Genomic DNA, 21,959 nt, shown 5'->3' on the forward strand with positions numbered 1-21,959 from the left:
CCGGATTATCTGACAATATGACATATTTTTCAATACTTTCACCCTGATCTGTTACTATTACCTCAAATATAGAAGAAGGATGGAAATGAATATGACTGTAACAGAACATATATCTGCATTGGACGCTATGAAGAAATATCCTCCTGCACTTTTCTATAAAGGTGACCTTTCACTGCTTAAGCGTCCAAAAGTTTCTATTGTGGGGACACGGCGTCCTATGAATTATACACGGGAATTTACCTATACACTTGCAAAGGCACTGGCCCAACGGGGTGTATGTGTGGTCAGTGGTGCTGCGATGGGGGTAGACGGGATAGCCCATGAAGGTGCAGGTGCTGAAAATACGATTGCTGTGGTTGCCAACGGATTGGATATACGTTATCCTGCCGTGCATAATGCATTGATATCTTCCATTGAAGAGAAGGGCCTGGTGCTCAGCCAGTTCAATGAAGGGTTCAGAACAACAGGATGGAGTTTTGTAGTGCGCAACGAATTGGTCGTAGCCCTGGGCGATATTCTTATTGTGACTGAAGCTGATCTGGACAGTGGTTCCATGCGTTCTGTCGAATTTGCTCTAAAGATGGGTAAAGAGATATTTGTGCTGCCTCACAGACTGGACGGGAGCAGGGGAACCAATGCTTTGCTTCAGGAAGGAAAGGCAACAGCCATTACCGATGTGGAAAAATTTGCATCACGCTTTGGTACTGCGGTAGAGCAAACCGTGGAAAAAGATGATTTCTTCTATTTCTGTCAGTGTATGCCGACCTTCGATCAGACAGTGGAAAAATTTGGAGACAGAGTCTATGAGGCTGAGTTGGAGGGAATTATCACGATACACAACGGTATCGTGAGACTGCAATAAAAGTTTATTTTAGCGCGTCAAGCTGTCTGACAAGTTCTTCAAGTGAAGATTCAGGCAGCATGCCGGCCTGAACGAACTGCACATTTCCTTTTTTATCGAGTGCGACCATGAAAGGAATACTTCCTCTCCATTGTGCTCTTTGTGCGATATAGTCAGTAAATTTTCCGGCTTTTTCATTTGCCACGACAATATAATTCATTCCTTTTTCTTTCGCGAACTGCTGAAGCTGTCCATTGGTCAGTCCCTGTACTTCTATGGAAATGACCGCGAGTTTGTCTTTGTATTTTTTCTGCATATCGATCAAATGGGGAATCGAAGCAAGACAGGGAGGACATCTGTGGCCGAAGAATTCCAAAAAGATGATCTTGCCTTCAAGTCCTTTGATCTTGAAACCCTGTTCTGTACCCGTAATATGATAGGTATGGCCATTAATATCGGTAATATTCATTACCGGCTGTTTTCCGGCTGCCTGAGAAAATGAGGAAAGTGCAAATAGCATCAGTGCTGACATGAGTATGTTTTTCATAAAAACCCTTTTTTGTTTAATTATACACTGTCTACATTAACATGAATACAGGAATCGTACAGTTCAGGTACAAAATATAATAAATTTTTTTTGTTTGATGGAATTTTAAGAGCATCCGAGAATTTTAAAAGGAGGAGGAAAAAATCTATGAAAAAGGGAGACTGAAATTACTATCAGGGGAGAAATGAATTTCGTTCCTTCAGATGCTCTTATGGGAGAATTATAAAACAAGTAGTTTAACCGAACACTAATAAGAGAAGGGTAGAATTAGAAATTAGAAATTAGAAATTAGAAATTAGAAATTAGAAATTAGAAATTCAAGGATACTAATGAAAAAAATATTTTTAGCGGCCGCAGTGATGGCTGCAACATCGCTGTGGGCGAGGGTTTCTCTGGACCAAAAGATAGGACAGATGCTCATGATCGGTTTCCACGGAACTTCGGCACCCCAAAATAGCCAGATATGCAAGGATATAGGCAAATACCATATTGGTGCAGTGATCCTTTTTGACTACAATCCCGTAGATAAGAGCAAAGCCAAAAATATTGCAAGCAAACAGCAGTTGAGCAGGCTCACGGCAGAACTTCAAAAATGTTCTTATGACAGAAAACTGCTGATTGCAGTCGACCAGGAGGGAGGAAAGGTACAGCGCCTTAAAAGCCGTTACGGATTTTACGGTCATTTTCCCAAAGCTTCTGAGGTGAAGTATCTGCATCAGAAGCAGATCAAAAAAACCTATGTAAAGATGGCAAAAGAACTGAAAAGCGTCGGGATCAATTTTGATCTCGCTCCTGTGGTTGACCTGGATATCAACCCGAAAAATCATGTCATTCACGGTTTGGGCCGTTCTTTCGGAAAAAACCCAAAAAAAGTAGCAGCCTATGCCGGTACCTTCATCGATGCAATGCATCAGTATGGTGTATTGACTTCTCTGAAGCATTTTCCGGGACACGGATCTTCGATGGGAGATACCCATAAAGGCTTTGTAGATGTGACACATCTTTGGAAAAGAAGCGAACTTGAGCCTTACAGACTTTTAAACAAAAAGGCAGATACGGTCATGGTTGCACATGTTTTCAATAAAAGACTGGACCCGAAGTATCCTGCAAGCCTCTCGGAAAAAACAGTTGACGGTCTTTTGAGAAAGCAGCTTGGATTTCACGGTGTCGTGATCACAGATGACATGCAGATGGGTGCGATCAGCAAAAAATACAGTTTGAAGCAAAGACTGAAACTGGCGGTCAATGCCGGTGACGATATGCTGATCTTCGGGAACCAGCTTGATCCGAGACATACCGTCAGCTCCGCAATACTGGTTGAAACGGTGAAATCACTGGTTGAAAACGGTGAGATCAGGGAAAGACGTATTGACAATGCATATAGGCGCATACAAAAATTGAAAAATAAACTCTAAATACGGTCCAAATAACGTTCGAGAATGATTTTTGCCGCGATAGAATCGATCTTCCCGTCTTTTTTGTGCCTGAACTGTCCCCTGGTCATCTCTTTGGCTTCAAAGCTGCTGCCCTGCTCATCCTGGTAGGATACATCGATGTCATCCAGGGCAAGCAGAGAGACAAAATGTTTGATCCGCCGTTCCATTTCTTCAGAGCCGGACCCATCTTTGGGAAGGCCGACTACAAGTTTTTCTATCTCCCATGCATGTAGAACATCCCGGACATCCCTCGCTGCCTGGTTCCGGTTCTTTCGCAAAATGGCATCCTGCGGCAGAACGATCTTCCCGTCCAGGGAAATCGCTACACCGATACGTTTGAGTCCAACATCTATACAGGCAGTTTTCATAAGCTGATTATAGCGCAATATGGCTATATGCTCCTATAGGATCTCTGCTATGAATGCGGTAGGTTCGATCTCTTTTTTGACCTTTGGCAGTATGTCAAGCGCTGTAGCCTTGTATCTGTACGGTCCGATAAGGAGTTTGGATATCTGTCTGCCGTTCATGGGAAAATGAATGATTTTGTAACTGTACCCGAGTCTGCGTATCTTGTAAAGCAATGCACTTTTCGGTTTTCCTCTGAATGAGCCGACCTGTACAAAAAAAGCCCCTTTTTTGCTGCTGTTGTCAATGACAGGCCGACTTGCAGTCCTCTGTTGTACTGCTTTGGCCTGTGTTTTCCTTTTCAGGTCGGCAATAGCTTTGGTCTTCCATGGGCTGTTGTGCTGTTTGGTCTGTGCAAGAAGGGACTGTTTTGTGCTGGGCAGGTAGCGTCTGCAAATGCGCAGGCGTTTTTTATAGTACGGTGAAGTGCGCAGGTTGGAGTAGACGACTTCGTTTTTGGTAGTACTGGCATGCGTGAACCATCCGTCACCGAGATACATACCTACATGGGTGATCTTCCCGTTGCGTCTCTTGGTTGTATCGAAGAAGATCAGGTCGCCGTATTTGAGTTCGGAAGGTTTGATGTATTTCCCGACCTTTGCCTGTTCTCTTGCTGTTCTGGGAAGATCGATTCCCATACTGCCGTACATATAGTAGGTGTATCCGGAGCAGTCAAAATTGTTTGGCCCCTCTTCAGCCCATACATAAGGACTGCCTTTGAGCTTTTTAACCATTTTCTCAAGGCTTTTTTTTGTCGGACTGTATTTTACTTTTGGTTTTTTAATTTCGTAATGCGGATGTTTTGGATGGGGTGAAGGTTTGCATCCTGAAAGAAAAAGAAGAGAAGAAAGAAGCAGCACCGCACTCAATAGTTGATAAATTCTATGCATTCGTCTACCCTGAAGTTGAGATATTCAATTATAGTCCAAAGCGGCTTTGAAAAGAGCCTTTACGGTACCGCCTTTCTGGGAATGTTCATACCGGGTTTCCACGGTGTGGTATAGAGTGTACTGGTAACTTTCATTTTCTTCAGAGGTGCACTGCAGTTCATGTAAAAGGTTCTTTCGTCTTCACTCATATAACGTTTGCATATCTTAATGCGTTTTTTATATCGCGGTTCTTTGTCAAAACTGCTGATGACTACTTTACGGTGCTTGCTGCTGGCCTGAGCGAACCATCCGTCCCCCAGGTACATACCTACATGGCTGATACGTCTGCTGTGTCTATTGGTCGAACCGAAGAAGATCAGGTCGCCGTAGGTCAAATCTTTAAAAGCGACGGTTTTACCCACTTTTGCCTGTTCGCATGCCGTCCGGGGCAATGTAACACCCATGGAACCGTAAATGTTGTAGGTCAGGCCGGAACAGTCAAAAGCATTGGGTCCCTCTTCAGCCCAGATATAGGGTTTTCCGAGATACTGGTTGAGAAGTTTCTGAATATTCTCTCTGTTGGGTTGACAGACTTTCTCAGGTTTGATAATGGCGTAGTTTGGATAACTGTAGGGTTTGGGAGTACATCCGCTTAAAAAGAACAGAAGTGTAAACAGAGTGGAAAGTAATGGGAAAGCTGTTTTCATTTAAACCCCTTTTAGAGTATCAGCATGGCATCTCCGTAAGAAAAGAACCGATATTTTTTTGCGATAGCCTCTTTATATAATTGTAGCGTTTTTTCTCTTCCTATAAAAGCACTCACCAGCATAATGAGGGTACTTTTGGGCAGGTGGAAATTAGTGAGTAGATGGGTGACTCTTCGGGGCGGATTGTGCGGATTGAGAAAGAGGTCGCACTCTCCCTGTGTTTTTTGGGTCCGGACATAATACTCTATGGTCCTTGTCACGGTAGTACCTATGGCAAGTATCTCTCTGTCACTGTCAAGTACACGTGCGGCATCCTGTGGGATATCAAAGTACTCGGAATGCATGGGGTGGTCCAGTATCTTCTCTGCTTCGACAGGTTTGAATGTACCTGCACCCACATGCAGGGTTATTTTGTGTGTTCTGTGCCTTTTTTGCAGGGCGTCAAAAAGTTCGGGCGTAAAGTGCAGGGATGCCGTAGGTGCTGCAACTGCCCCGGCATTTTCGGCAAAGAGGGTCTGATAGTCCGTTTCGTCTTCTGTGTTGTCTTCTCTCTGCATATAGGGAGGCAGCGGTATATGGCCTATCTGGTCGAGTATCTGTACCAGCGTTTCAAAGCGGATCTCTTTGTTTTGATGGGTAAACGTGACGATACGGGAACCGTCTTGATTCAAGTCGGTAACGGTTGCTGCCAGTTCGTTGTCAAAAAGCAGTATGGTTCCTTTGTTGACTTTTCCCCTGATGAGAACCAGATAGCGATGTGCATCGAGAGGTTTGTTGAAAAGCAGTTCCACTTTTCCTCCGCCCTGGCCGTTAGCTGAAAATTTGCGCCCGAAGATGCGTGCTTTAATGACACGGGTGTCATTGAGAAAAACATCACATGTCTCAGGAAGAAATTCCAGAAGATGTTTGAACGTAGTGTGTGTAACACTGTTATCAATTCTGTTGTACACAAGGAGTTTTGCTTCGTCCCTGGGATGTACAGGTGTCGTCGCGATGAAACCCTCGGGGAGGGTATAGTCGTAGTTTCGGGTCAGAAGTTCAGGCAGGATCGGTGTAGGCATTTATGGTTTGTCTAACTCGTCTGGCAATGCGTTTTGGGTACTTTCGTTTTCATGCGCTTCTGCGTCGTTCTCTTCTTCCTCGTCATCCTTTTTTTCCGGGTTGACCATACGTACGATGAAAATGGAGAGAACGTACAGAAGAACAAGCGGTGCAGCCATAAGCAGCTGTGTCAAAATATCCGGCGGTGTCAGAATGGCGGCAAGTACAAAGATGATGACAATGGCATATTTGAAAAAATCGATCAGTGTACGGTCCGTGACAAGTCCGAGCAGTGCAAGGAAGTAGGCAAATACAGGCAGTTCGAATGCAATACCGAAACCGAGCATGATCTTGGTAAAGAATCCGACATAATCTTCGATATTGATGAACGGCGTATAGAGGAAAGATCCAAAAGTAATGAGGAACTGAAAACCGAACGGTGTGACCACATAATAGGCAAAAACAACCCCGATAAAGAACATAAGCGATCCGCCGACAACAAAAGGAATGACCATTTTCTTTTCATTGCTGTAGAGCCCCGGAGCCACAAAAAGCCAGAGCTGATACAGGATGAACGGCATGGCACCGAGAAGCCCTGCAAAAAATGAAACTTTCAGGGCGACAAAGAAAGCGCCTCCGACCTGGTGTGTGGTGATCTTCCCTTCAAAATTGTGCTGGTTCGGACGGGCAGAATTATGATCGCGTTTTTTGATCGTGTCATCCAGTATCCGGGCAGCATCGGCTGCATTTTTAAGCAGCGGAGCCAGTTTCGGATCAGCAGCTTTGGCAGCTTCATAAAGGTTTTTCTGAAGCTTTTCAGCGGCTTTCACGGCAGGTGTCTTGCTTGTGTTCTCCTCCTGCTTCATGGTCCAGGTTGCCTTTTCCTGTGATTCTATGATACGTCCTACTTGTGTCAGCGCATTGTTGAGGGGTGCGGTGATCCATGTGAGAATGGCATTGTGGAAGGTAAATGCTATGATAAAAGCAACAAAAACGGAAAGAACGGAAAGTCCAAGCCTTTTCCTCAGTTCAGCGAGGTGGGGACGAAGGTCATCAAACATCAGGCTTTGTCCTCATTCTTTTGGATTTTATCTTTGTTGGTTGCAGGTTTTTCAGGTTTTTGATCATTTTCTCCGGAAGTTTTCTTTTTCTTTTTTGATTTTTTCTTGAAAGTGACAGTATCGCTTTTTTCTTCAACCTGCGGGGCAGGTCTTTCATCGGCATACGGAGATGCTTTTTCAGGCTGCTGTATCTCATGGGTATCCGTATCATAAATAATGTCCTGCATATCATCAAGTCCGATATTTTTGAAACTTCTGAGTTCGTCTGTGGCACTGTCCAGCTGCTGCTTGTAATTAAGTGCTTCTTCTTTGAGGTCAGCGATACGAAGCTCTTCATCGAGAGAACTTTTTGCGTCACCTATGGTCTTTTTGACACTTTTGATGAACTTTGCGATCTGGACCATCGCCTCGGGCAGTTTGTCCGGTCCTAGAAAAAGGATCGCAATAATAGCTATGAGAAGTATTTCGGTAAAACCTATGCCAAACATCGAATGCCTTTGAATTAATTGCTGTATTTTAGCAAATTATTCTAAAATATAGAGTGCAAGGGCGTCGGCAATAAAAAAGTTCTCATTGTAGAAGTGTGTACTGTTCTGTATCAGTTTCCCTTCCTTCACAAGCAGTTCGGCTCTTGTACGCATTGTGGTGTTCAGAAGGCCTTTTTCAATGCCGATAGTGCTTCTCAGACCCAAAAAGATCTTTTCGGTAAGCAGATTTTCCGCACTGAGGAATTCTTCACTGATAGTCAGAGGATCGGCAATATACCTTTCAATATCGGTTTGCGGGTAATAACGGGTATTTTTGAGAAAACCGACGGCACCGGCACCGGCACCGATATAGTCATCGAGTTCCCAGTACCCTTTGTTGTGCCGACTTTGGTACTGTCCGAAATTGGAGATCTCATAGTGTGTAAAACCTCTTTTTACGATTTCCCCGGCAACGAAAAAGGCGAGATCGTCATTCTCCTGCCTGACTTCAGGTGTGCTTGAAAACCTGGTGCCCTCCTCTATGGTGAGCTCATAGGCCGAAATATGGTCGATCGGCAGTGCAAATGCCTGTTCGATATCGCTCTCGAGAAGGGTTTTTGTATCGCCCCGGTAATTGTAAATGAGGTCAAGGGAAAGATGTTCAAAGCCAAGTGATTTGGCCGTTAGAACAGCTGTTTCTGCCTGTTTGGGGGTATGTGCCCGGTTGAGGGCTTTGAGTTTCCCACTGTTAAAACTCTGTACACCGAAACTGACACGGTTTACGCCGAGCTCTTTCATGCCTTTGAGCCATATTTCTGTGGCGGAATTGGGGTTGGCTTCCGTTGTGATCTCTGCATCTTTGCAGAGATAGGGTCTTAGAAGATCAAAAACAGGCCTATAGAGTTCGGGTGCCACGGTCGAGGGGGTGCCTCCTCCGATAAACAGGGTTTCTATCTGTCCGTGCTGTACACTGAAACGCTGCAGTTCAACCACCAGCTGACGGTAGAGTGCCTGCATATAGCTATTGCGTGTGTCGAACTTGTCTACATAGGAGTTGAAGCTGCAGTAGTGACATTTCGAGTCACAATAGGGGATGTGAATGTAGGCTAACATTTTTTTGCCTTTTTCAAATGGATATAACCGTATTTTAGGTAGAATCATATCAGAAATTTAAGAGCAAGTCTCTAAATGACGCAGTTATTTGACTGTTTTTTAAAAATGATTGAAAATGAGTATTTGGTATGCAAAACAAAAAGAGCTACAGGCCCAATGTTGCAGCTGTTATACTCTCTTCAAAATATCCGGAAAAGTGTGAATTTTTCATTGCACATCGAAGTGACATACGAAATGCCTGGCAGTTTCCGCAGGGCGGCATTGATGAGGGAGAAACACCCCAGGATGCACTCTACCGGGAACTGCTTGAGGAAATCGGATGCAACAGTGTTGAGATACTGGGGGAGTTCCCGGAGTGGATCACTTATGACTTTCCTAAAACGGCAAGGGGAAAAGTGTATCCTTTTGACGGTCAGACACAGAAATATTTTCTGGTTCGGCTGAAAGAAGATGCGCAGATCGATCTTCATGCTTTTGAAATTCCGGAGTTTAAAGAGTATACCTTTGTAAACTATGAAGAACTGTTCAGAAGAGTGACCTATTTTAAGCGTAAAGTGTATCGCAAAGTGATCGATCATTTTATGAAAGAAGGTCTGATATAACAGGAAGCTGTGGGAAGCACAGCCGTAAAATGATTTTTTGACAAGAGGAATAGATTGATGTTGATCGTACAGAAGTATGGCGGTACAAGTGTAGGCGGACTGGAACGCATCGAAAATGTAGCGAACCGTGTTGCCAGAGCAAGGGAAGCGGGGCATGACCTTGTCATCGTCGTTTCCGCGATGAGCGGCGAGACAAATAAACTGCTGGGGTATGCAGAGCACTTCAGCAAAACACCTGCGAAAAAAGAGATGGATATGCTGCTGAGCTCGGGAGAGAGGATCACGGCAGCGCTTCTCTCCATTGCCCTTCAGGCAAAAGGCTACGAAGCGGTTGCCATGACCGGACGTCAGGCGGGTATCGTTACGGATGACCTGCATACTTTTGCGCGGATAGAATCGATTCATCCTGAAGCCATGCAGCATGCTATCAGGGACGGAAAGATCGTTGTTGTGGCCGGTTTTCAGGGTGTCAACAGGAATGGTTCTGTCACAACACTCGGCCGGGGCGGTTCCGATCTCTCGGCGGTAGCACTTGCCGCAGCGCTCCATGCGGATCAGTGTGAGATCTATTCGGATGTAGACGGTATCTATACAACCGATCCGCGTATTGAACCCAATGCCAAAAAACTGGATGTGATCTCCTATGACGAAATGCTTGAACTCTCCTCTCTGGGGGCAAAGGTATTGCAGAGCCGGTCGGTCGAACTGGCAAAAAAACTGAATGTCAAGCTCTATGCCAAGAGCAGTTTCAGTGATGATAAAGGTACATTGATAACGAAGGAGAACGGAAATATGGAAGCAGTTTTAGTCAGCGGAGTCGTGCTTGATAAAAATCAGGCAAGGGTAACACTCCGGGGTGTAGTGGACAGACCCGGGATCGCGGCAGAGATATTTTCTGCACTGGCAGAAGCAAATGTCAATGTAGATATGATCATTCAGAATGTGGGAACGGACGGATTGACCAACCTCGGTTTTACCGTGCCCCAAAGTGAAATAGAAGATGCCGAGAAACTGGTAGAATCTTTTAACGAAGATATTCAGGGGGCTGATTTTGACGAACATGTCTGCAAGGTATCTGTGGTCGGTGTGGGCATGAAGTCACATTCCGGTGTAGCAGCTACAGCGTTCACTGTTCTGGCAGACAGCAATATCAATATCCAGATGATCTCTACGTCAGAGATCAAAATTTCCCTGATCATTGATGAAAAGTACGGTGAGCTTGCGATCCGTGCGCTTCATGAAGCGTACGAACTGGATAAATAATGCAGGCTCTCCTGAAGTGGACACTGGATACGATACGGAATGAGAAATCTGATTTCTCATGGATGGAAGAATATCGCTATGAGTGGGCACCGCTTGTCAAGTCCGCTGTATCGCAGATGATTGAAGGCAATACCGTACTGATCGTGACGGACGAGCACCATGAATGGTTCGGGCAATATATTCTCAACAGTGTCAATGATCTTCGCAAGAAAAGACCTTTGCTTCCAGTCTACACGCTAAACAAGTGTTTTCCCAATCTCAAGTCCCTGAAATCCACAGAAAACATACAGCTTCTTGAAGATATGTTCGAAATTTCCTATCCGAACGGATATTTTATCTGGTATATTGGAAAAGGGAATCATCCTTATACCAAGATCGCCTACAGGAACGAAGACAGTTTTTTGTGGATCATGGATGAGGAAGTGCAGAACAGTTTTGCGTTTCGTTCCTCTGACCCTTTGCTTGACATTAAGCTGCTTCAGCTCTACAAACTTTTTGATGAGACACTTTCAGCGGCACTTTTTGGAGACTTAGATCTGGAGCTATGATGAGATTGATCAGCCAGGTACTCATCACGAACGATATGGATGGCACGATCGAGGCACTTGAATCTGCTGTGACCACAGAACGTATTGTCAAAATATGTGAAGGGGAGAAAGCCTTTTCTGTTGAAGATGCCAAACTGGCCATAGAAAAAGCCTATATGGCAAGTGAGGAAACGACCGTGATCATTCTGGCGGCAAAGGTCTTTACGCCGCTCGTCCAGAATAAACTGCTTAAAGTCATCGAAGAGCCTCCGCCTAAAAAAGAATTCATCTTCATTACCCCCTCAAAAGCGACTATCTTGGGTACTATTCGTTCCAGACTGCCTGTAACGGTACTGAAAGAAGAGAAACAGGAGACACTTCTGGGACTGGATATGCAGCATCTCAATCTGGCAGCCGTGTATGAATTCATTCAGTTGCATAAACGAACCGATGCCAAGGGGATGAAACTGCTGGTCGAAAATATTGCCAAAGAGGCGATCCGGTCACAACACTATGATCTGGATGAAAAAACACTGATACTGTTTTCCAATGCCTTTGTTGCTCTCGATGTCGGTTCTCCCTCTCAATTCGTACTGACGACACTGCTTTTGAAACTTCTGGCGAGAAAGAAACGCTAAACGCCGTTTTCCCCCAAATCCCGAAACAAAAATTCTACCCTTTGGGTTCTCCATAAGTTTTTATGCCACTTATACTATAATGATAACATATTGAATTCTCAAGGAGTATGGAATGTGGAATGTGTATTTTGGTGAATGGAGCAAGGGAAGACTGAAACGTCTTCCTTATCTGGGATATTATGTTTTATTGATCGTCCTGGTCATTGCGGCAGCATTCGGTATGATCTTTGCTGCAGGGTCTTTGGAAGCTGTCATGAACGGTACAATCCTGGAGAATCAGGCGGCACTGCTTGAGCATTTTGGTATAGCAACACTGATCGGAGTCGTGACATTTATGGTTGTTGTGATCGTTGCTCAGGTCAATATTCTGGCCAAACGCATTCGTGATATGGGGCTGCCGGCCTTCTGGACCATTGTGGGACTGATCGCTGTTTCGGTACTGCTGAATATACTTTTTCCCGTACAGCATACAGAGATCAGTTCCGCTGTACTTCATACTGCCGCGGGAACTTCGACTGCTTTTCAAGCCCACAGTTCCACAGGCAGCAAAGTAGTACAGCTCTTTGACCTTGTGGTATTCCTCTGTCTGGTTTTCATCCCCAGCGATGCGTTTAGAAAACGAACAGCCTGATCGGAGCAGAGATGCAGATTTACAGACTGGGCACCATGGCAGACAAGAGAGCTGTGCTCAAAACCCTTGGTGTGGAAAGCGGCGGTATTTCCATTATGGCCGGGAAGATGGAGCTTGTCTTTTTTTATATTAAAGCGCTCAAAACACCGGCAGCGAATATACTGAAACAGGATGCTTTGAGCATTGGGGCGGAACTTGCGGTACCCGGCGGGGTGATTCTCTGTGAAAAGCCGGTGTATGACTGCATACTTATCGGTACGGTCAAACAAATGAAAATACTTGCCCGAAAAGAGCTGGTACAGCCTTTCGGACTCAAAATACTGGCAAAACAGCTGAGTGCTTTTTTTTCTCCGCGGGATTTTCCGCTTCGGATCATGGGGGTCATCAATGCCAATGATGACAGTTTTTATGCCGGCAGCCGTTTCATGGCTGACGATGCGGTAAGGCAGGTCAAAAAACAGATAGAAGAGGGAGCGGAGATCATTGATATCGGTGCCGTTTCTTCCCGCCCCGGGGCAAAGCCGGTCAGCGAGGCGGAAGAATTGAAACGTATCATCCCCGTCTGTGAGGCACTCAAGGCGGAAGCACTGTATGAAAAAGCACTCTTTTCCATAGACAGCTACCGTCCGTCTGTAGTAGAATATGCCCTGCAAAGCGGTTTTGGGCTTATTAACGATATTACCGGTGCTTCAGACGAACGTCTGATCAGACTGGCCGAGGTGTATGGTGCCAAACTCTGCATAATGCATATGCAGGGAACACCTCAGACAATGCAGGAAAATCCGCAGTATGAAGATGTAACGGCTGATGTAAGCACTTTTTTTGAAACACGTATCGAAAAATGCGAAGCACTGGGACTGGGGAGAGAATCGCTTATTCTCGATGTGGGCATTGGGTTTGGAAAAACGCTTGAACACAACCTGACGCTGATAAAAAATCTGGAACACTTCAAACATTTCGGCTGTGAAGTATTAATCGGGGCAAGCCGTAAATCAATGATAGACAAGATCATCCCTGCAGCAGTGGACGAACGTCTGCCGGGTACACTAGCACTGCATCTCAAGGCGGTGGAGAATGGTGCGAGTATTGTACGCTGCCATGATGTCCCGGCGCACAGACAGGCCCTTGCCGTATGGAAAGCCCTGCGCTAAGAGATGATGAAGCGGCTCAAAAGTCTTTTGCTGTTCCTTGTGCCGGTACTGGTTGCCATAGGGCTGCTTGATTTTTACATCTCCTACCGGGCAGATCCCTACATTTATACCGATGCCGGGAAGGTACCGCCACGGAAAACAGCGCTGCTGTTGGGTACCAACAAATATATTGCCAAAGGGAAGATCAACTACTATTACCGTTATCGTATTGAAGCAGCAGCGGCACTCTGGAAAGCGGGAAAGATCAGAGCTATTGTCGTTTCGGGCAGTAAAAACAGCCGTTATTACAATGAAACACGTTCGATGTACCTGGACCTGATCGCAGCGGGAATTCCCAGACAGTATATTGCACAGGATTTTGCAGGGTTCCGCACACTGGATTCGGTTGTGCGGGCAGAAGCGGTCTTTGATTTGAAAGAGTATATAATCATCTCGCAAAAATTTCATCTTGAAAGAGCACTGTTCATCGCTCGTGCGAAAGGGCAGAAGGTGATTGGTTTTGAAGCCAGGGCCCGCAGCGGTACCAAAGCGGCACTGCGTATGCAGTTTAGAGAATATCTGGCACGGGTAAAAGCGTTTCTTGATGTATATCTGCTTCAAACAGAACCGAAAATTTACGGAAAAAAAGAGAAAGTACAGTACAGACCATGACAGTTAAAGCGTATGAAGAAAAAGTAGAAACCCTTAAAAAGTGGGCGTATGCCTATTATGTGGAAGATGATCCCGTTGCGACAGATGAAGAGTACGACAAGCTCTATCACGAAGTTCTTGCGTTTGAAAAAGAACATCCTGGTCTTGCCCGGGAAGATTCGCCGACAAAACGTGTCGGCGGCATTGTACGTGATGAGTTCAACAAGGCAAAGCATATCAAGAGAATGTGGAGCATGGAAGATGTTTTCAGCAGGGAAGAAATGCAGGAGTGGCTGGAAAGGGTTGAAAAAAATGTCGGACAGTGTGACTATTTCTGTGAACCCAAGTTTGACGGTGCGAGTATGAACCTGCTTTACGAAGACGGAAAACTTCTGCGCGCCATCACGAGGGGTGACGGTATCGTAGGAGAGGAAGTGACAGACAATGTCCGGACGATCCGCTCGGTACCGCTTACTATAAACTATCGGGAACTGATAGAGATCCGGGGAGAAGTAGTCATACGCAAAGATGATTTTGAAAAGATCAACGATGAACGGCTCAAGGCAGGGGAAACTCCTTTTGCCAACCCGAGAAATGCGGCAGCCGGCAGTCTCAGGCAGCTTGATTCTTCGGTCACTGCCAAGCGGCGGCTTGTCTTCTATCCCTGGGGGGTGGGAGAAAATAGACTGCCCCAAAGCAGACTTTCGCAGAAAATGGCATTGATATACGAACAGGGATTTTTGAAACCACCCTATCATAAACCCTGCAATACCATTGATGAGATAGAAGCATTTTATCAGTTCCTGATCTCCAAACGTGACGAGATACCGATGATGATGGACGGTATGGTGATTAAAGTGGACGAGATAGCAGTGGAAGAGGAACTCGGCTATACGGTGAAGTTCCCCAAATGGATGTGTGCCTACAAATTTCCTGCCGTCGAGAAAGTCACAAAGATCAAAGCCATTACGCTTCAGGTAGGACGTACGGGGGTGATTACCCCGGTGGCAGAGATAGAGCCGGTCAATATCGAGGGTGCTATGGTCAGCCGTGCGACTTTGCATAATTTTGATGAGATCGAACGCAAAGATATCCGCATCGGCGACCATGTCATCATCATTCGAAGCGGCGATGTGATCCCCAAAATCATCAAAGTACTTGCCGACCGCCGTACCGGAAAAGAAAAGCCTGTAGAGCGGCCGACACACTGTCCTACCTGCGGAAGCGAACTGCTTGATGAGGGGGCACTGATCAAATGTCAGAATCTTGCCTGTCCTGACCGGGTCGTCAATGCCATTATCCATTTTGCCAAAAAAGGGTGTATGGATATCGACGGCCTGGGAGGCAAGATCGTAGAACAGCTGGTCAAAGAAGGTATTATCGGAGATATGCTTGATCTGTACAGTCTCAAAGCGGAAGATTTGGCAAAACTTGAGGGCTTTAAAGAGAAGAAGATCAATAATTTGCTCAGGGCGATCGAAGCAACCAAAGGTGCACCGCTGCACAGGCTTATCAACGCCATGGGGATTGAACATATCGGGGAAGTGGCGAGCAGGGCATTGGCGCTGGAATTTGGCCTGGGTATTGTAGATGCGACGTATGAGCAGATCGTTGCGATCGACGGTATCGGGGAAGAGATAGCCAATTCTCTGCTGGAATTTATGCGGGTAAACCGTGAGAAAGTACTGAAACTCTTTGACATCATCCAGCCGACTGTCGAAAAGAAGATAGAAGCAAAAGAGAATCCTTTTAAAGGCAAAACAGTGGTTCTGACAGGAACGATGAGTGAGAGCCGCGGTACCATTAAAGAGATGCTTGAAAAGCTGGGTGCCAAAGTAAGCGGCTCGGTAAGCAAAAAAACCGACTTCGTCATTTATGGCGAAGATGCAGGGTCTAAACTTGCCAAAGCGGAAAGTCTGGGGGTAGTGACCTTGACTGAAGATGAGATGAGGGGGATGTTGTGAGACTGGACAAATACCTTGTAGAGGAAGGCTATTTTGAAAGCCGGAACCGTGCACTCGAAGCGATAAAATCAGGAGAGGTGACCGTGGATGGGAAAAAGCCGAAGCCTTCGATGAAGATCGATGAAAACAGCGCAGTGAAAGTAGCCGATGTCAAATTTTATGTCAGCCGTGCAGCCCGCAAACTCGAATCGTTTCTTGCCGAGCATCCTGTCGATTTTCATGGAAAACATGCTTTGGATATTGGGTCTTCCACCGGAGGGTTTGCACAGGTTGTACTGGAAAACGGTGCGGTATCGCTTTGCTGTGTAGATGTAGGGAAAGATCAGCTGCATATTTCAGTGCGCCAAGATGGACGGGTGAGCGTATATGAAGAGACAGATATTCGCGATTTTCAAAGTGCGGAAGCTTTCGAGCTGATCACCTGTGATGTTTCGTTTATTTCCGTTTTACAGATACTGGATGACATTGACCGTCTGGCAGGAGAGGGTACGGATATTGTCATACTCTACAAACCGCAGTTTGAAGTAGGTAAAGATACCAAGCGTGACAGCAGGGGGGTGGTCCAGGATCCCGATGCCATTGCCAGAAAAAAGGAAGTTTTTGAAGCTGAGGCATTGAAACTGGGCTGGAAAGAAGTCTGCCAGGCACTTTCTGCTCTTTCAGGCAAAGAGGGAAACCAGGAGTACCTTTATCATTTTATAAAAGTGTAGGATGCCGTGTCCTCATCAACACTATTAAGTATGGAGTATTGTCAGCAGACAAAGTCCTTCAGGAGAGAAGTTTGAACATACAAAACAACATCAGATCCATTGCCATAGGTTCATTTGACGGAATGCATGCAGCACACCAAAAGCTCATAGAACAGGTCGATGCCCTTGTTATCATCGAGCGCAATACCGGTTACCTTACCCCCGGATACAAGCGTTCTCTGTATACCGAAAAAATGTGCTGTTTTTATTATTTTGAGAAGATCAAAACGTATACCCCTTCGGAATTTGTAGCAAGACTCCAGGAAGATTTTCCTCTCCTTGAGCGTATTGTTGTCGGTTATGACTTTGCGTTTGGAAAAAACAAAACCGGAACACCGGAAATATTGTCTGAACTTTTCGGAAGAGAAGTCATTGTGGTCGATGAAATTTCTTTTGAAGGCATACCGATACATTCGCGTACCATCAAAGCGTATCTCAGGGAAGGCAATATTGTAATGGCAAACAGGCTTCTGGGCCGACACTACAGCATAGAAGGCAATGTTATTTCCGGGCAGGGATTGGGAAAAAAAGCGTTGGTACCGACGCTCAATTTGAAGATCTTTTATTATCAGCTGCCTATGGAAGGGGTATATGCGACCCGAAGCAAAATCGGTACAAAATGGTTTCCCTCTGTAAGCTTTTTGGGGCATCGTGTCACTACAGACGGCTCGTTCGCAGTAGAAACACATATTCTGGATGAAACGATCGAAACAGCAGAAGGAGAGGTTCAGGTGGAATTTATGGACTTGATACGCAAAAACAAAAAGTTTGATTCGCTGCAGGCACTTAAAATGCAGATAGAGGCCGATATTGCGCAAACCCGGAAAATACTTTTATCTCGGGATTAGCCTAACCCATAGGTATTGCTGCAGTACAGTGCTTCATGTCTCTGAAAGAATGCGATAGTGTTCTTCCCCTGTTTTTTGGCATTGTACATGGCTTGGTCCGCCGCACTGAGGATCGCTTCGGGGCTTTGGGCATCGTTGGGGTAGATCGCCGCACCGATACTGATACCAACTGTAAGTTCAATGCCGTTGATACTAAAACTCTGGTTGGACAGTGTACGGATTTTTGAGAGCACGGTTTCCAGGCTCTCGAAGCCTTTCAATTCTTCGATGAGAATGACAAATTCGTCTCCGCCGTAACGGCATAGTGTGTCATCCTTTCGCAGGATTGATTTCATAATGCCGGCAATATATTTCAGGACTTCATCTCCGACGGAGTGCCCGTAGGTATCATTGATGGGTTTGAAGTTGTCAAGATCACAGAAGATCACAGCAAAGCATTTGTCGAAACGTTTGGCATGTTCTATCGCATGTTCCAGGCGATCATGAAGCAGTACTCTGTTTGAAACACCGGTTAGAGGATCATGGGTTGCAAGATAGGCATTGTGCTGGGCGTCTTTATGCTGATGCGTGACATCGGAAAAAATGCCGATGAAATTCTCTATTTCACCGTTGTCATTGTGAATGGCATTGACACTGAGCCATTCAATATAGATCTCCCCGTTTTTCTTACGGTTGGTGATCTCTCCCTGCCAGTTCCCTTTTTGGGTCAATTGTGTCCACATTTGCTGGTAAAAATGTTTGTCATGGGTGCCTGATTTCAGGAATTTCGGATCTTTGCCGACAACTTCTTCAGGTTGATACCCCGTAATATCCGAAAAGGCTGCATTGACATGCATGATACGGTTGTCCGCATTGGTAATGAGTACTCCGTCCATCGTATGCTCAAACACCGCTGATGACATTTCAAGAGAATGAAGGTTCCGTTCATTGTTGATGGCTGAACCGATGATGGAAGCAACCGTACTGAGCATTTCAATATTGGTGACATTGAGACGGTAGTCTACGGTATTCCCAATGCCGAGAAAGCCCCACCACTCTTTGTTGACAAAAATAGGAAGTATCAAAAGACACTCTATTTTGAATGCTTTGAGAAGTTTCTGTTTGGATTTGTCGTAACTGTAAATACTTCCATTGACATATTCCCCGCGCTCCAAATGCCTTTTCCACCGCATGAGATGATGTTTTCGGTAATGTACCTGTTTCCGTGCACGGGCCTGTACATCGTCATTGACCGCATAAAGGCGTTTGGCAACGAGTTCATTTTTTTCGATATGATTCTGGTAAATAAAGATCGCAGACGTATCTGCTGCATTCTTAAGACGGACCATTTCCGTATTGAGTGCAGCTTTCCAGTCTACATGCTGCAGAAAGTTATGTGCCATCTTCTTAATGGCATGAAGAATATTCTGTTGTCGTGCCAATTCGGTACTGATACGGCGTTTTTCCAGAACATCATCGCACAGAGGCTGAATGACTTGTGCAAAGACTTTGGCTTCAAAAGGTTTGGAAAAGAACTGGTTGACACCGAATTTGATTGCCTGAAGAAGAATATCACGGTTTTCAAAGTTCGTAAAGATGGCGATCTTGACATGTTCGTCAAGTTTGCGTATCTGCTCCACCATTTCCAGACCGCCCATACGGGGCATATTGATATCTGTGAGTACGATGTCGGGTCTGTGTTCTATGAAAAGTGAAAGTCCCTCTTCACCATTGGAAGCAATAATGACATGATCTGCATACTTGTCAAGCATGTGGGAAAGTATGGCGGTGGTAATCTTGTCATCGTCTACGACAAGTACAGTCAGCTGTTGCACTATTCTCCCACCTCATTTGTTTTTTTTATATTTTATCTTTGTATATTATAATTATTTTAATATATTTGCTGCTTTAAGTTCTTTAAAACAGGGCTGATTTGAAAGTATTCATACGTATAGGCAGCTTTACGTACAGTGTATTATCAGTTTTATCTATTGATATATAAAATATGTTGAAAATAATTGTTAATGTTTCGGTTGAATTATGCTAAAATTCGCTCTATCACTATTTGGTATGTAAAGGACAACAGCATGGAAAAAGATAAAGTATTTTCAAAACAGATTGAAAAAAAATTTGAATTCGATCAGGCAGTCGCTTCGGTATTTGATGATATGCTCAACCGTTCTGTTCCCTTTTACGATGAAGTCAGGCGCCTGGTGATCTCCCTGATTCTTGCTGAGCAGAAAGAGGGTAAAAAAATACTTGATCTTGGTGTATCTACCGCGAAATTTCTTTTGGACCTGCACAGTAAAATGGAAGTCTCTATGCAGCTTAAAGGCATTGACAATTCTCCTGCTATGCTGGAAAGAGCAGAACAGAAATGCAAAGCGTTCGGTGCTGCCGTCGATTTGGAGCTGGCCGATATGACAGAATATGATTACCGAAATGAAGACATTATCGTTGCGAACTATACCCTGCAGTTCATCCGCCCCATGCAGCGTATTGAACTTGTCAAAAAACTGTATGAAGGACTCAACAGCGAAGGTATTTTTATCTTTTCGGAAAAAGTGGTTTTTGATGATAAGCGCCTTGACAAAGAAATGATCGACATTTACTATGACTACAAGAAAATACAGGGTTACAGCGAATATGAGATCGCACAAAAGCGTGAAGCGCTGGAAAATGTCCTGATTCCCTTCACGATCGAAGAAAATATCCGCATGTGCAAAGAAGCAGGGTTTGTCCATATCAATACTGTTTTCCAATGGGCGAATTTTGTAACATTTGTTGCCAAAAAGTAACACTTTTATGTTATGCCCCTAAAACACGGGTTCCATTATTTAATATGAGTTTTCACATGTTATTCACCCTGTGAAAAAATCAAAAAAACAAATAATTTTATTCTTGCCGGGACAGACGGGTTTCATTATTTAATATGAGTTGTTCACATCTTATTCACAAGGTGAAAAAGTCAAATTTCTTCCAAAATACAAAGGATTATTTAAGATATTTTCAGCATTGTAACCATATCCATATGATTTTCATATTTTTTCAGCTATAATCTTTGCAATTTATTTTAAGGAACTATTATGAGTTGGACACCAGGCAGCTGGAGAGCATTTCCCATCAAGCAGCAACCAACATACCAGGATCAGGAAACACTGAGACAGGTTGAATCCGAGCTGGCTTCCTACCCACCGATCATTTTTGCCGGTGAAGCAAGGAATCTTAAAAGAAAACTGGCTGCGGCCGGACGCGGTGAAGCCTTCCTGCTTCAGGGCGGAGACTGCGCTGAAAGTTTTGCGGACTTTAGTGCCGCAAGCATTAAAAATCTTTTCAAACTGATGCTTCAGATGAATATGGTCCTGATGTACTCTACAGGCAAACCTGTCGTAAAGGTCGGACGTATCGCGGGGCAGTTTGCCAAGCCGAGATCTTCTGATTTTGAAGAGATAGACGGTATAAAACTTCCGAGCTACCGTGGTGATATCATTAACGGCGTTGAGTTCAGCGAAGAGGCAAGAATACCCAATCCGCACAATATGATCAAAGCCTATAACCAATCGGCAGCGACATTGAACCTGCTGCGTGCTTTTTCACGGGGTGGGCTGGCCGACCTGAACAAAGTACATCAGTGGAATCTTGATTTTATTAAAGACAATCCTCTGGGCAAGCGCTATGACGAACTGAGCGATAAAATAGACCATGCCATGAAGTTTATGGCAGCATGCGGATTGACAAGCGAAGCAATGCCACAACTGCATCAGACGACGCTTTATACATCTCATGAAGCATTGCTGCTGAATTATGAGGAAGCACTGACACGCTTAGATACCGAAACGGGTGAATGGTATGACTGTTCTGCGCATATGCTCTGGATCGGTGATAGAACGAGAGACCTCAAGGAAGCACATATAGAATATTTCAGAGGGATCGCAAACCCTATCGGCTGCAAAGTCGGGCCGAGTATGGAGGAAGATGAGCTCATTGGACTCATTGATGCGTTGAATCCGACCAATGAAGAAGGAAGACTGAACCTGATCGTTCGAATGGGTGCGGACAAGATCGGAAAATATTTTCCCCGACTGCTCAAGCGTGTCCGGGACGAAGGAAAAAGCGTGGTTTGGTCCTGTGACCCGATGCATGGGAATGTTGAAAAATCTTCTACCGGTTTCAAGACCAGAGATTTTGACAATATCCTTTCTGAAGTAAAACAGTTCTTCGAAATTCATAAAGAGATGGGTACGATCGCTGCAGGTATTCACCTCGAGATGACAGGAAATGATGTGACCGAGTGTACGGGAAGTACTTCCTGTGCCATTACAGCTGAAGGGCTCGCGAGCCGTTACCATACGCAGTGTGACCCGAGACTCAATGCGTCTCAGGCCCTGGAACTTGCTTTCATGCTTTCCGATACGATTTGTGACGACTGCAACGAATAAAAACAGTTGATGTTTTGGCAGGGTACGGTGCTGAAAATCCGTACCGCGTAG

Annotated in this window: 23 protein-coding genes; 14 read left to right on the forward strand and 9 right to left on the reverse strand. The window is 45.0% G+C overall.

Annotated features, from left to right (window positions below; all coding sequences use genetic code 11):
• Nucleotides 1-85: 85 nt before the first annotated feature.
• Complete coding sequence (locus F8L24_RS09745; RefSeq protein WP_294955130.1) at nucleotides 86-862, forward strand: DNA-processing protein DprA; 777 nt, start codon at nucleotides 86-88, stop codon at nucleotides 860-862.
• A 4-nt stretch (nucleotides 863-866) separates the two neighbouring features.
• On the opposite strand, the gene F8L24_RS09750 is transcribed toward F8L24_RS09745, so the two are convergent.
• Nucleotides 867-1,388, reverse strand: a complete 522-nt coding sequence (locus F8L24_RS09750; RefSeq protein WP_294955132.1) for a TlpA disulfide reductase family protein — start codon at nucleotides 1,386-1,388, stop codon at nucleotides 867-869.
• Between the two features lie 329 nt (nucleotides 1,389-1,717).
• On the opposite strand from F8L24_RS09750, the gene F8L24_RS09755 reads away from it, so the two are divergent.
• A complete protein-coding gene (locus tag F8L24_RS09755) occupies nucleotides 1,718-2,803 on the forward strand; it encodes a glycoside hydrolase family 3 N-terminal domain-containing protein (protein WP_294955134.1) in 1,086 nt (361 codons plus the stop codon).
• On the opposite strand, the gene ruvX is transcribed toward F8L24_RS09755, so the two are convergent.
• The 7 genes from ruvX to hemW are packed head-to-tail and all read right to left on the reverse strand — an operon-like array spanning nucleotide 2,800 to nucleotide 8,487.
• Nucleotides 2,800-3,192 carry a Holliday junction resolvase RuvX gene (gene ruvX, locus F8L24_RS09760; RefSeq protein WP_294955255.1) on the reverse strand — a complete coding sequence of 131 codons (393 nt, stop codon included), beginning with the start codon at nucleotides 3,190-3,192 and terminating at the stop codon, nucleotides 2,800-2,802. The genes F8L24_RS09755 and ruvX overlap by 4 nt on opposite strands.
• Nucleotides 3,193-3,225: 33 nt before the next feature.
• Nucleotides 3,226-4,119, reverse strand: coding sequence for an NlpC/P60 family protein (locus tag F8L24_RS09765; RefSeq protein WP_294955136.1), 894 nt, complete (start codon nucleotides 4,117-4,119; stop codon nucleotides 3,226-3,228).
• A 59-nt stretch (nucleotides 4,120-4,178) separates the two neighbouring features.
• On the reverse strand, nucleotides 4,179-4,805 hold the full coding sequence (locus tag F8L24_RS09770) for a C40 family peptidase (protein WP_294955138.1): 627 nt from the start codon (nucleotides 4,803-4,805) through the stop codon (nucleotides 4,179-4,181).
• Nucleotides 4,806-4,816: 11 nt separating this feature from the next.
• The gene (gene queA / locus F8L24_RS09775) at nucleotides 4,817-5,851 is read right to left on the reverse strand and encodes a tRNA preQ1(34) S-adenosylmethionine ribosyltransferase-isomerase QueA (RefSeq protein WP_294955257.1); all 1,035 of its coding nucleotides are present in this window, start codon (nucleotides 5,849-5,851) and stop codon (nucleotides 4,817-4,819) included.
• Nucleotides 5,852-5,866: 15 nt separating this feature from the next.
• Nucleotides 5,867-6,907, reverse strand: coding sequence for a twin-arginine translocase subunit TatC (gene tatC, locus F8L24_RS09780; RefSeq protein ID WP_294955140.1), 1,041 nt, complete (start codon nucleotides 6,905-6,907; stop codon nucleotides 5,867-5,869).
• Nucleotides 6,907-7,395 (reverse strand): Sec-independent protein translocase protein TatB, encoded by a 489-nt coding sequence (gene tatB, locus F8L24_RS09785; protein WP_294955142.1) that lies wholly within the window; start codon nucleotides 7,393-7,395, stop codon nucleotides 6,907-6,909. The genes tatC and tatB overlap by 1 nt, the downstream gene beginning before the upstream one ends.
• A 36-nt stretch (nucleotides 7,396-7,431) precedes the next feature.
• Nucleotides 7,432-8,487 carry a radical SAM family heme chaperone HemW gene (gene hemW / locus F8L24_RS09790; protein WP_294955144.1) on the reverse strand — a complete coding sequence of 352 codons (1,056 nt, stop codon included), beginning with the start codon at nucleotides 8,485-8,487 and terminating at the stop codon, nucleotides 7,432-7,434.
• Between the two features lie 128 nt (nucleotides 8,488-8,615).
• On the opposite strand from hemW, the gene F8L24_RS09795 reads away from it, so the two are divergent.
• The 10 genes from F8L24_RS09795 to F8L24_RS09840 all read left to right on the forward strand — a co-directional run bounded on the left by F8L24_RS09795 (nucleotide 8,616) and on the right by F8L24_RS09840 (nucleotide 17,490).
• Entirely contained in the window at nucleotides 8,616-9,089 is a 474-nt protein-coding gene (locus F8L24_RS09795) for an RNA pyrophosphohydrolase (protein ID WP_294955146.1), read from the forward strand.
• A gap of 57 nt (nucleotides 9,090-9,146) precedes the next feature.
• On the forward strand, nucleotides 9,147-10,352 hold the full coding sequence (locus tag F8L24_RS09800; protein WP_294955148.1) for an aspartate kinase: 1,206 nt from the start codon (nucleotides 9,147-9,149) through the stop codon (nucleotides 10,350-10,352).
• Nucleotides 10,352-10,900: a HobA family DNA replication regulator gene (locus F8L24_RS09805; RefSeq protein ID WP_294955150.1), complete on the forward strand. Its 549-nt coding sequence runs from the start codon at nucleotides 10,352-10,354 to the stop codon at nucleotides 10,898-10,900. Before F8L24_RS09800 ends, F8L24_RS09805 begins: the two co-directional genes overlap by 1 nt.
• Complete coding sequence (locus F8L24_RS09810) at nucleotides 10,900-11,517, forward strand: DNA polymerase III subunit delta' (RefSeq protein ID WP_294955152.1); 618 nt, start codon at nucleotides 10,900-10,902, stop codon at nucleotides 11,515-11,517. The genes F8L24_RS09805 and F8L24_RS09810 overlap by 1 nt, the downstream gene beginning before the upstream one ends.
• Nucleotides 11,518-11,629: 112 nt before the next feature.
• Nucleotides 11,630-12,148: a DUF805 domain-containing protein gene (locus tag F8L24_RS09815; protein WP_294955154.1), complete on the forward strand. Its 519-nt coding sequence runs from the start codon at nucleotides 11,630-11,632 to the stop codon at nucleotides 12,146-12,148.
• 11 nt (nucleotides 12,149-12,159) lie between these two features.
• Nucleotides 12,160-13,299: a dihydropteroate synthase gene (gene folP, locus F8L24_RS09820; RefSeq protein WP_294955156.1), complete on the forward strand. Its 1,140-nt coding sequence runs from the start codon at nucleotides 12,160-12,162 to the stop codon at nucleotides 13,297-13,299.
• Between the two features lie 3 nt (nucleotides 13,300-13,302).
• On the forward strand, nucleotides 13,303-13,950 hold the full coding sequence (locus tag F8L24_RS09825; RefSeq protein WP_294955158.1) for an ElyC/SanA/YdcF family protein: 648 nt from the start codon (nucleotides 13,303-13,305) through the stop codon (nucleotides 13,948-13,950).
• Nucleotides 13,947-15,893, forward strand: a complete 1,947-nt coding sequence (gene ligA, locus F8L24_RS09830; protein ID WP_294955160.1) for an NAD-dependent DNA ligase LigA — start codon at nucleotides 13,947-13,949, stop codon at nucleotides 15,891-15,893. Before F8L24_RS09825 ends, ligA begins: the two co-directional genes overlap by 4 nt.
• Nucleotides 15,890-16,603 (forward strand): TlyA family RNA methyltransferase, encoded by a 714-nt coding sequence (locus F8L24_RS09835; RefSeq protein WP_294955162.1) that lies wholly within the window; start codon nucleotides 15,890-15,892, stop codon nucleotides 16,601-16,603. Before ligA ends, F8L24_RS09835 begins: the two co-directional genes overlap by 4 nt.
• Before the next feature lie 38 nt (nucleotides 16,604-16,641).
• Nucleotides 16,642-17,490, forward strand: a complete 849-nt coding sequence (locus F8L24_RS09840; protein ID WP_294955164.1) for a bifunctional riboflavin kinase/FAD synthetase — start codon at nucleotides 16,642-16,644, stop codon at nucleotides 17,488-17,490.
• On the opposite strand, the gene F8L24_RS09845 is transcribed toward F8L24_RS09840, so the two are convergent.
• Nucleotides 17,487-19,304, reverse strand: coding sequence for a diguanylate cyclase (locus tag F8L24_RS09845; protein WP_294955166.1), 1,818 nt, complete (start codon nucleotides 19,302-19,304; stop codon nucleotides 17,487-17,489). The genes F8L24_RS09840 and F8L24_RS09845 overlap by 4 nt on opposite strands.
• A gap of 252 nt (nucleotides 19,305-19,556) precedes the next feature.
• Between F8L24_RS09845 and cmoA the strand changes: the two genes are divergently transcribed.
• Both cmoA and F8L24_RS09855 read left to right on the forward strand, forming a co-directional pair.
• Nucleotides 19,557-20,267, forward strand: a complete 711-nt coding sequence (gene cmoA / locus F8L24_RS09850; protein WP_294955168.1) for a carboxy-S-adenosyl-L-methionine synthase CmoA — start codon at nucleotides 19,557-19,559, stop codon at nucleotides 20,265-20,267.
• A gap of 285 nt (nucleotides 20,268-20,552) precedes the next feature.
• Nucleotides 20,553-21,908, forward strand: coding sequence for a class II 3-deoxy-7-phosphoheptulonate synthase (locus F8L24_RS09855; RefSeq protein WP_294955259.1), 1,356 nt, complete (start codon nucleotides 20,553-20,555; stop codon nucleotides 21,906-21,908).
• Nucleotides 21,909-21,959 lie beyond the last annotated feature (51 nt).

This window comes from Sulfurovum sp. (assembly GCF_015493435.1).
Classification (GTDB): domain Bacteria; phylum Campylobacterota; class Campylobacteria; order Campylobacterales; family Sulfurovaceae; genus Sulfurovum.

Bases quoted from the DNA above. Each gene is read 5' to 3' on its own strand.
- F8L24_RS09805 (WP_294955150.1), top strand. From the start codon at position 10,352: ATGCAGGCTCTCCTGAAGTGGACACTGGATACGATACGGAATGAGAAA.
- F8L24_RS09815 (WP_294955154.1), top strand. From the start codon at position 11,630: ATGTGGAATGTGTATTTTGGTGAATGGAGCAAGGGAAGACTGAAACGT.
- F8L24_RS09800 (WP_294955148.1), top strand. From the start codon at position 9,147: ATGTTGATCGTACAGAAGTATGGCGGTACAAGTGTAGGCGGACTGGAA.
- tatC (WP_294955140.1), bottom strand. From the start codon at position 6,907: ATGTTTGATGACCTTCGTCCCCACCTCGCTGAACTGAGGAAAAGGCTT.
- F8L24_RS09770 (WP_294955138.1), bottom strand. From the start codon at position 4,805: ATGAAAACAGCTTTCCCATTACTTTCCACTCTGTTTACACTTCTGTTC.
- F8L24_RS09810 (WP_294955152.1), top strand. From the start codon at position 10,900: ATGAGATTGATCAGCCAGGTACTCATCACGAACGATATGGATGGCACG.
- F8L24_RS09825 (WP_294955158.1), top strand. From the start codon at position 13,303: ATGATGAAGCGGCTCAAAAGTCTTTTGCTGTTCCTTGTGCCGGTACTG.
- F8L24_RS09795 (WP_294955146.1), top strand. From the start codon at position 8,616: ATGCAAAACAAAAAGAGCTACAGGCCCAATGTTGCAGCTGTTATACTC.
- ligA (WP_294955160.1), top strand. From the start codon at position 13,947: ATGACAGTTAAAGCGTATGAAGAAAAAGTAGAAACCCTTAAAAAGTGG.
- F8L24_RS09745 (WP_294955130.1), top strand. From the start codon at position 86: ATGAATATGACTGTAACAGAACATATATCTGCATTGGACGCTATGAAG.
- tatB (WP_294955142.1), bottom strand. From the start codon at position 7,395: ATGTTTGGCATAGGTTTTACCGAAATACTTCTCATAGCTATTATTGCG.
- F8L24_RS09765 (WP_294955136.1), bottom strand. From the start codon at position 4,119: ATGCATAGAATTTATCAACTATTGAGTGCGGTGCTGCTTCTTTCTTCT.
- folP (WP_294955156.1), top strand. From the start codon at position 12,160: ATGCAGATTTACAGACTGGGCACCATGGCAGACAAGAGAGCTGTGCTC.
- F8L24_RS09750 (WP_294955132.1), bottom strand. From the start codon at position 1,388: ATGAAAAACATACTCATGTCAGCACTGATGCTATTTGCACTTTCCTCA.
- ruvX (WP_294955255.1), bottom strand. From the start codon at position 3,192: ATGAAAACTGCCTGTATAGATGTTGGACTCAAACGTATCGGTGTAGCG.
- cmoA (WP_294955168.1), top strand. From the start codon at position 19,557: ATGGAAAAAGATAAAGTATTTTCAAAACAGATTGAAAAAAAATTTGAA.
- hemW (WP_294955144.1), bottom strand. From the start codon at position 8,487: ATGTTAGCCTACATTCACATCCCCTATTGTGACTCGAAATGTCACTAC.
- F8L24_RS09755 (WP_294955134.1), top strand. From the start codon at position 1,718: ATGAAAAAAATATTTTTAGCGGCCGCAGTGATGGCTGCAACATCGCTG.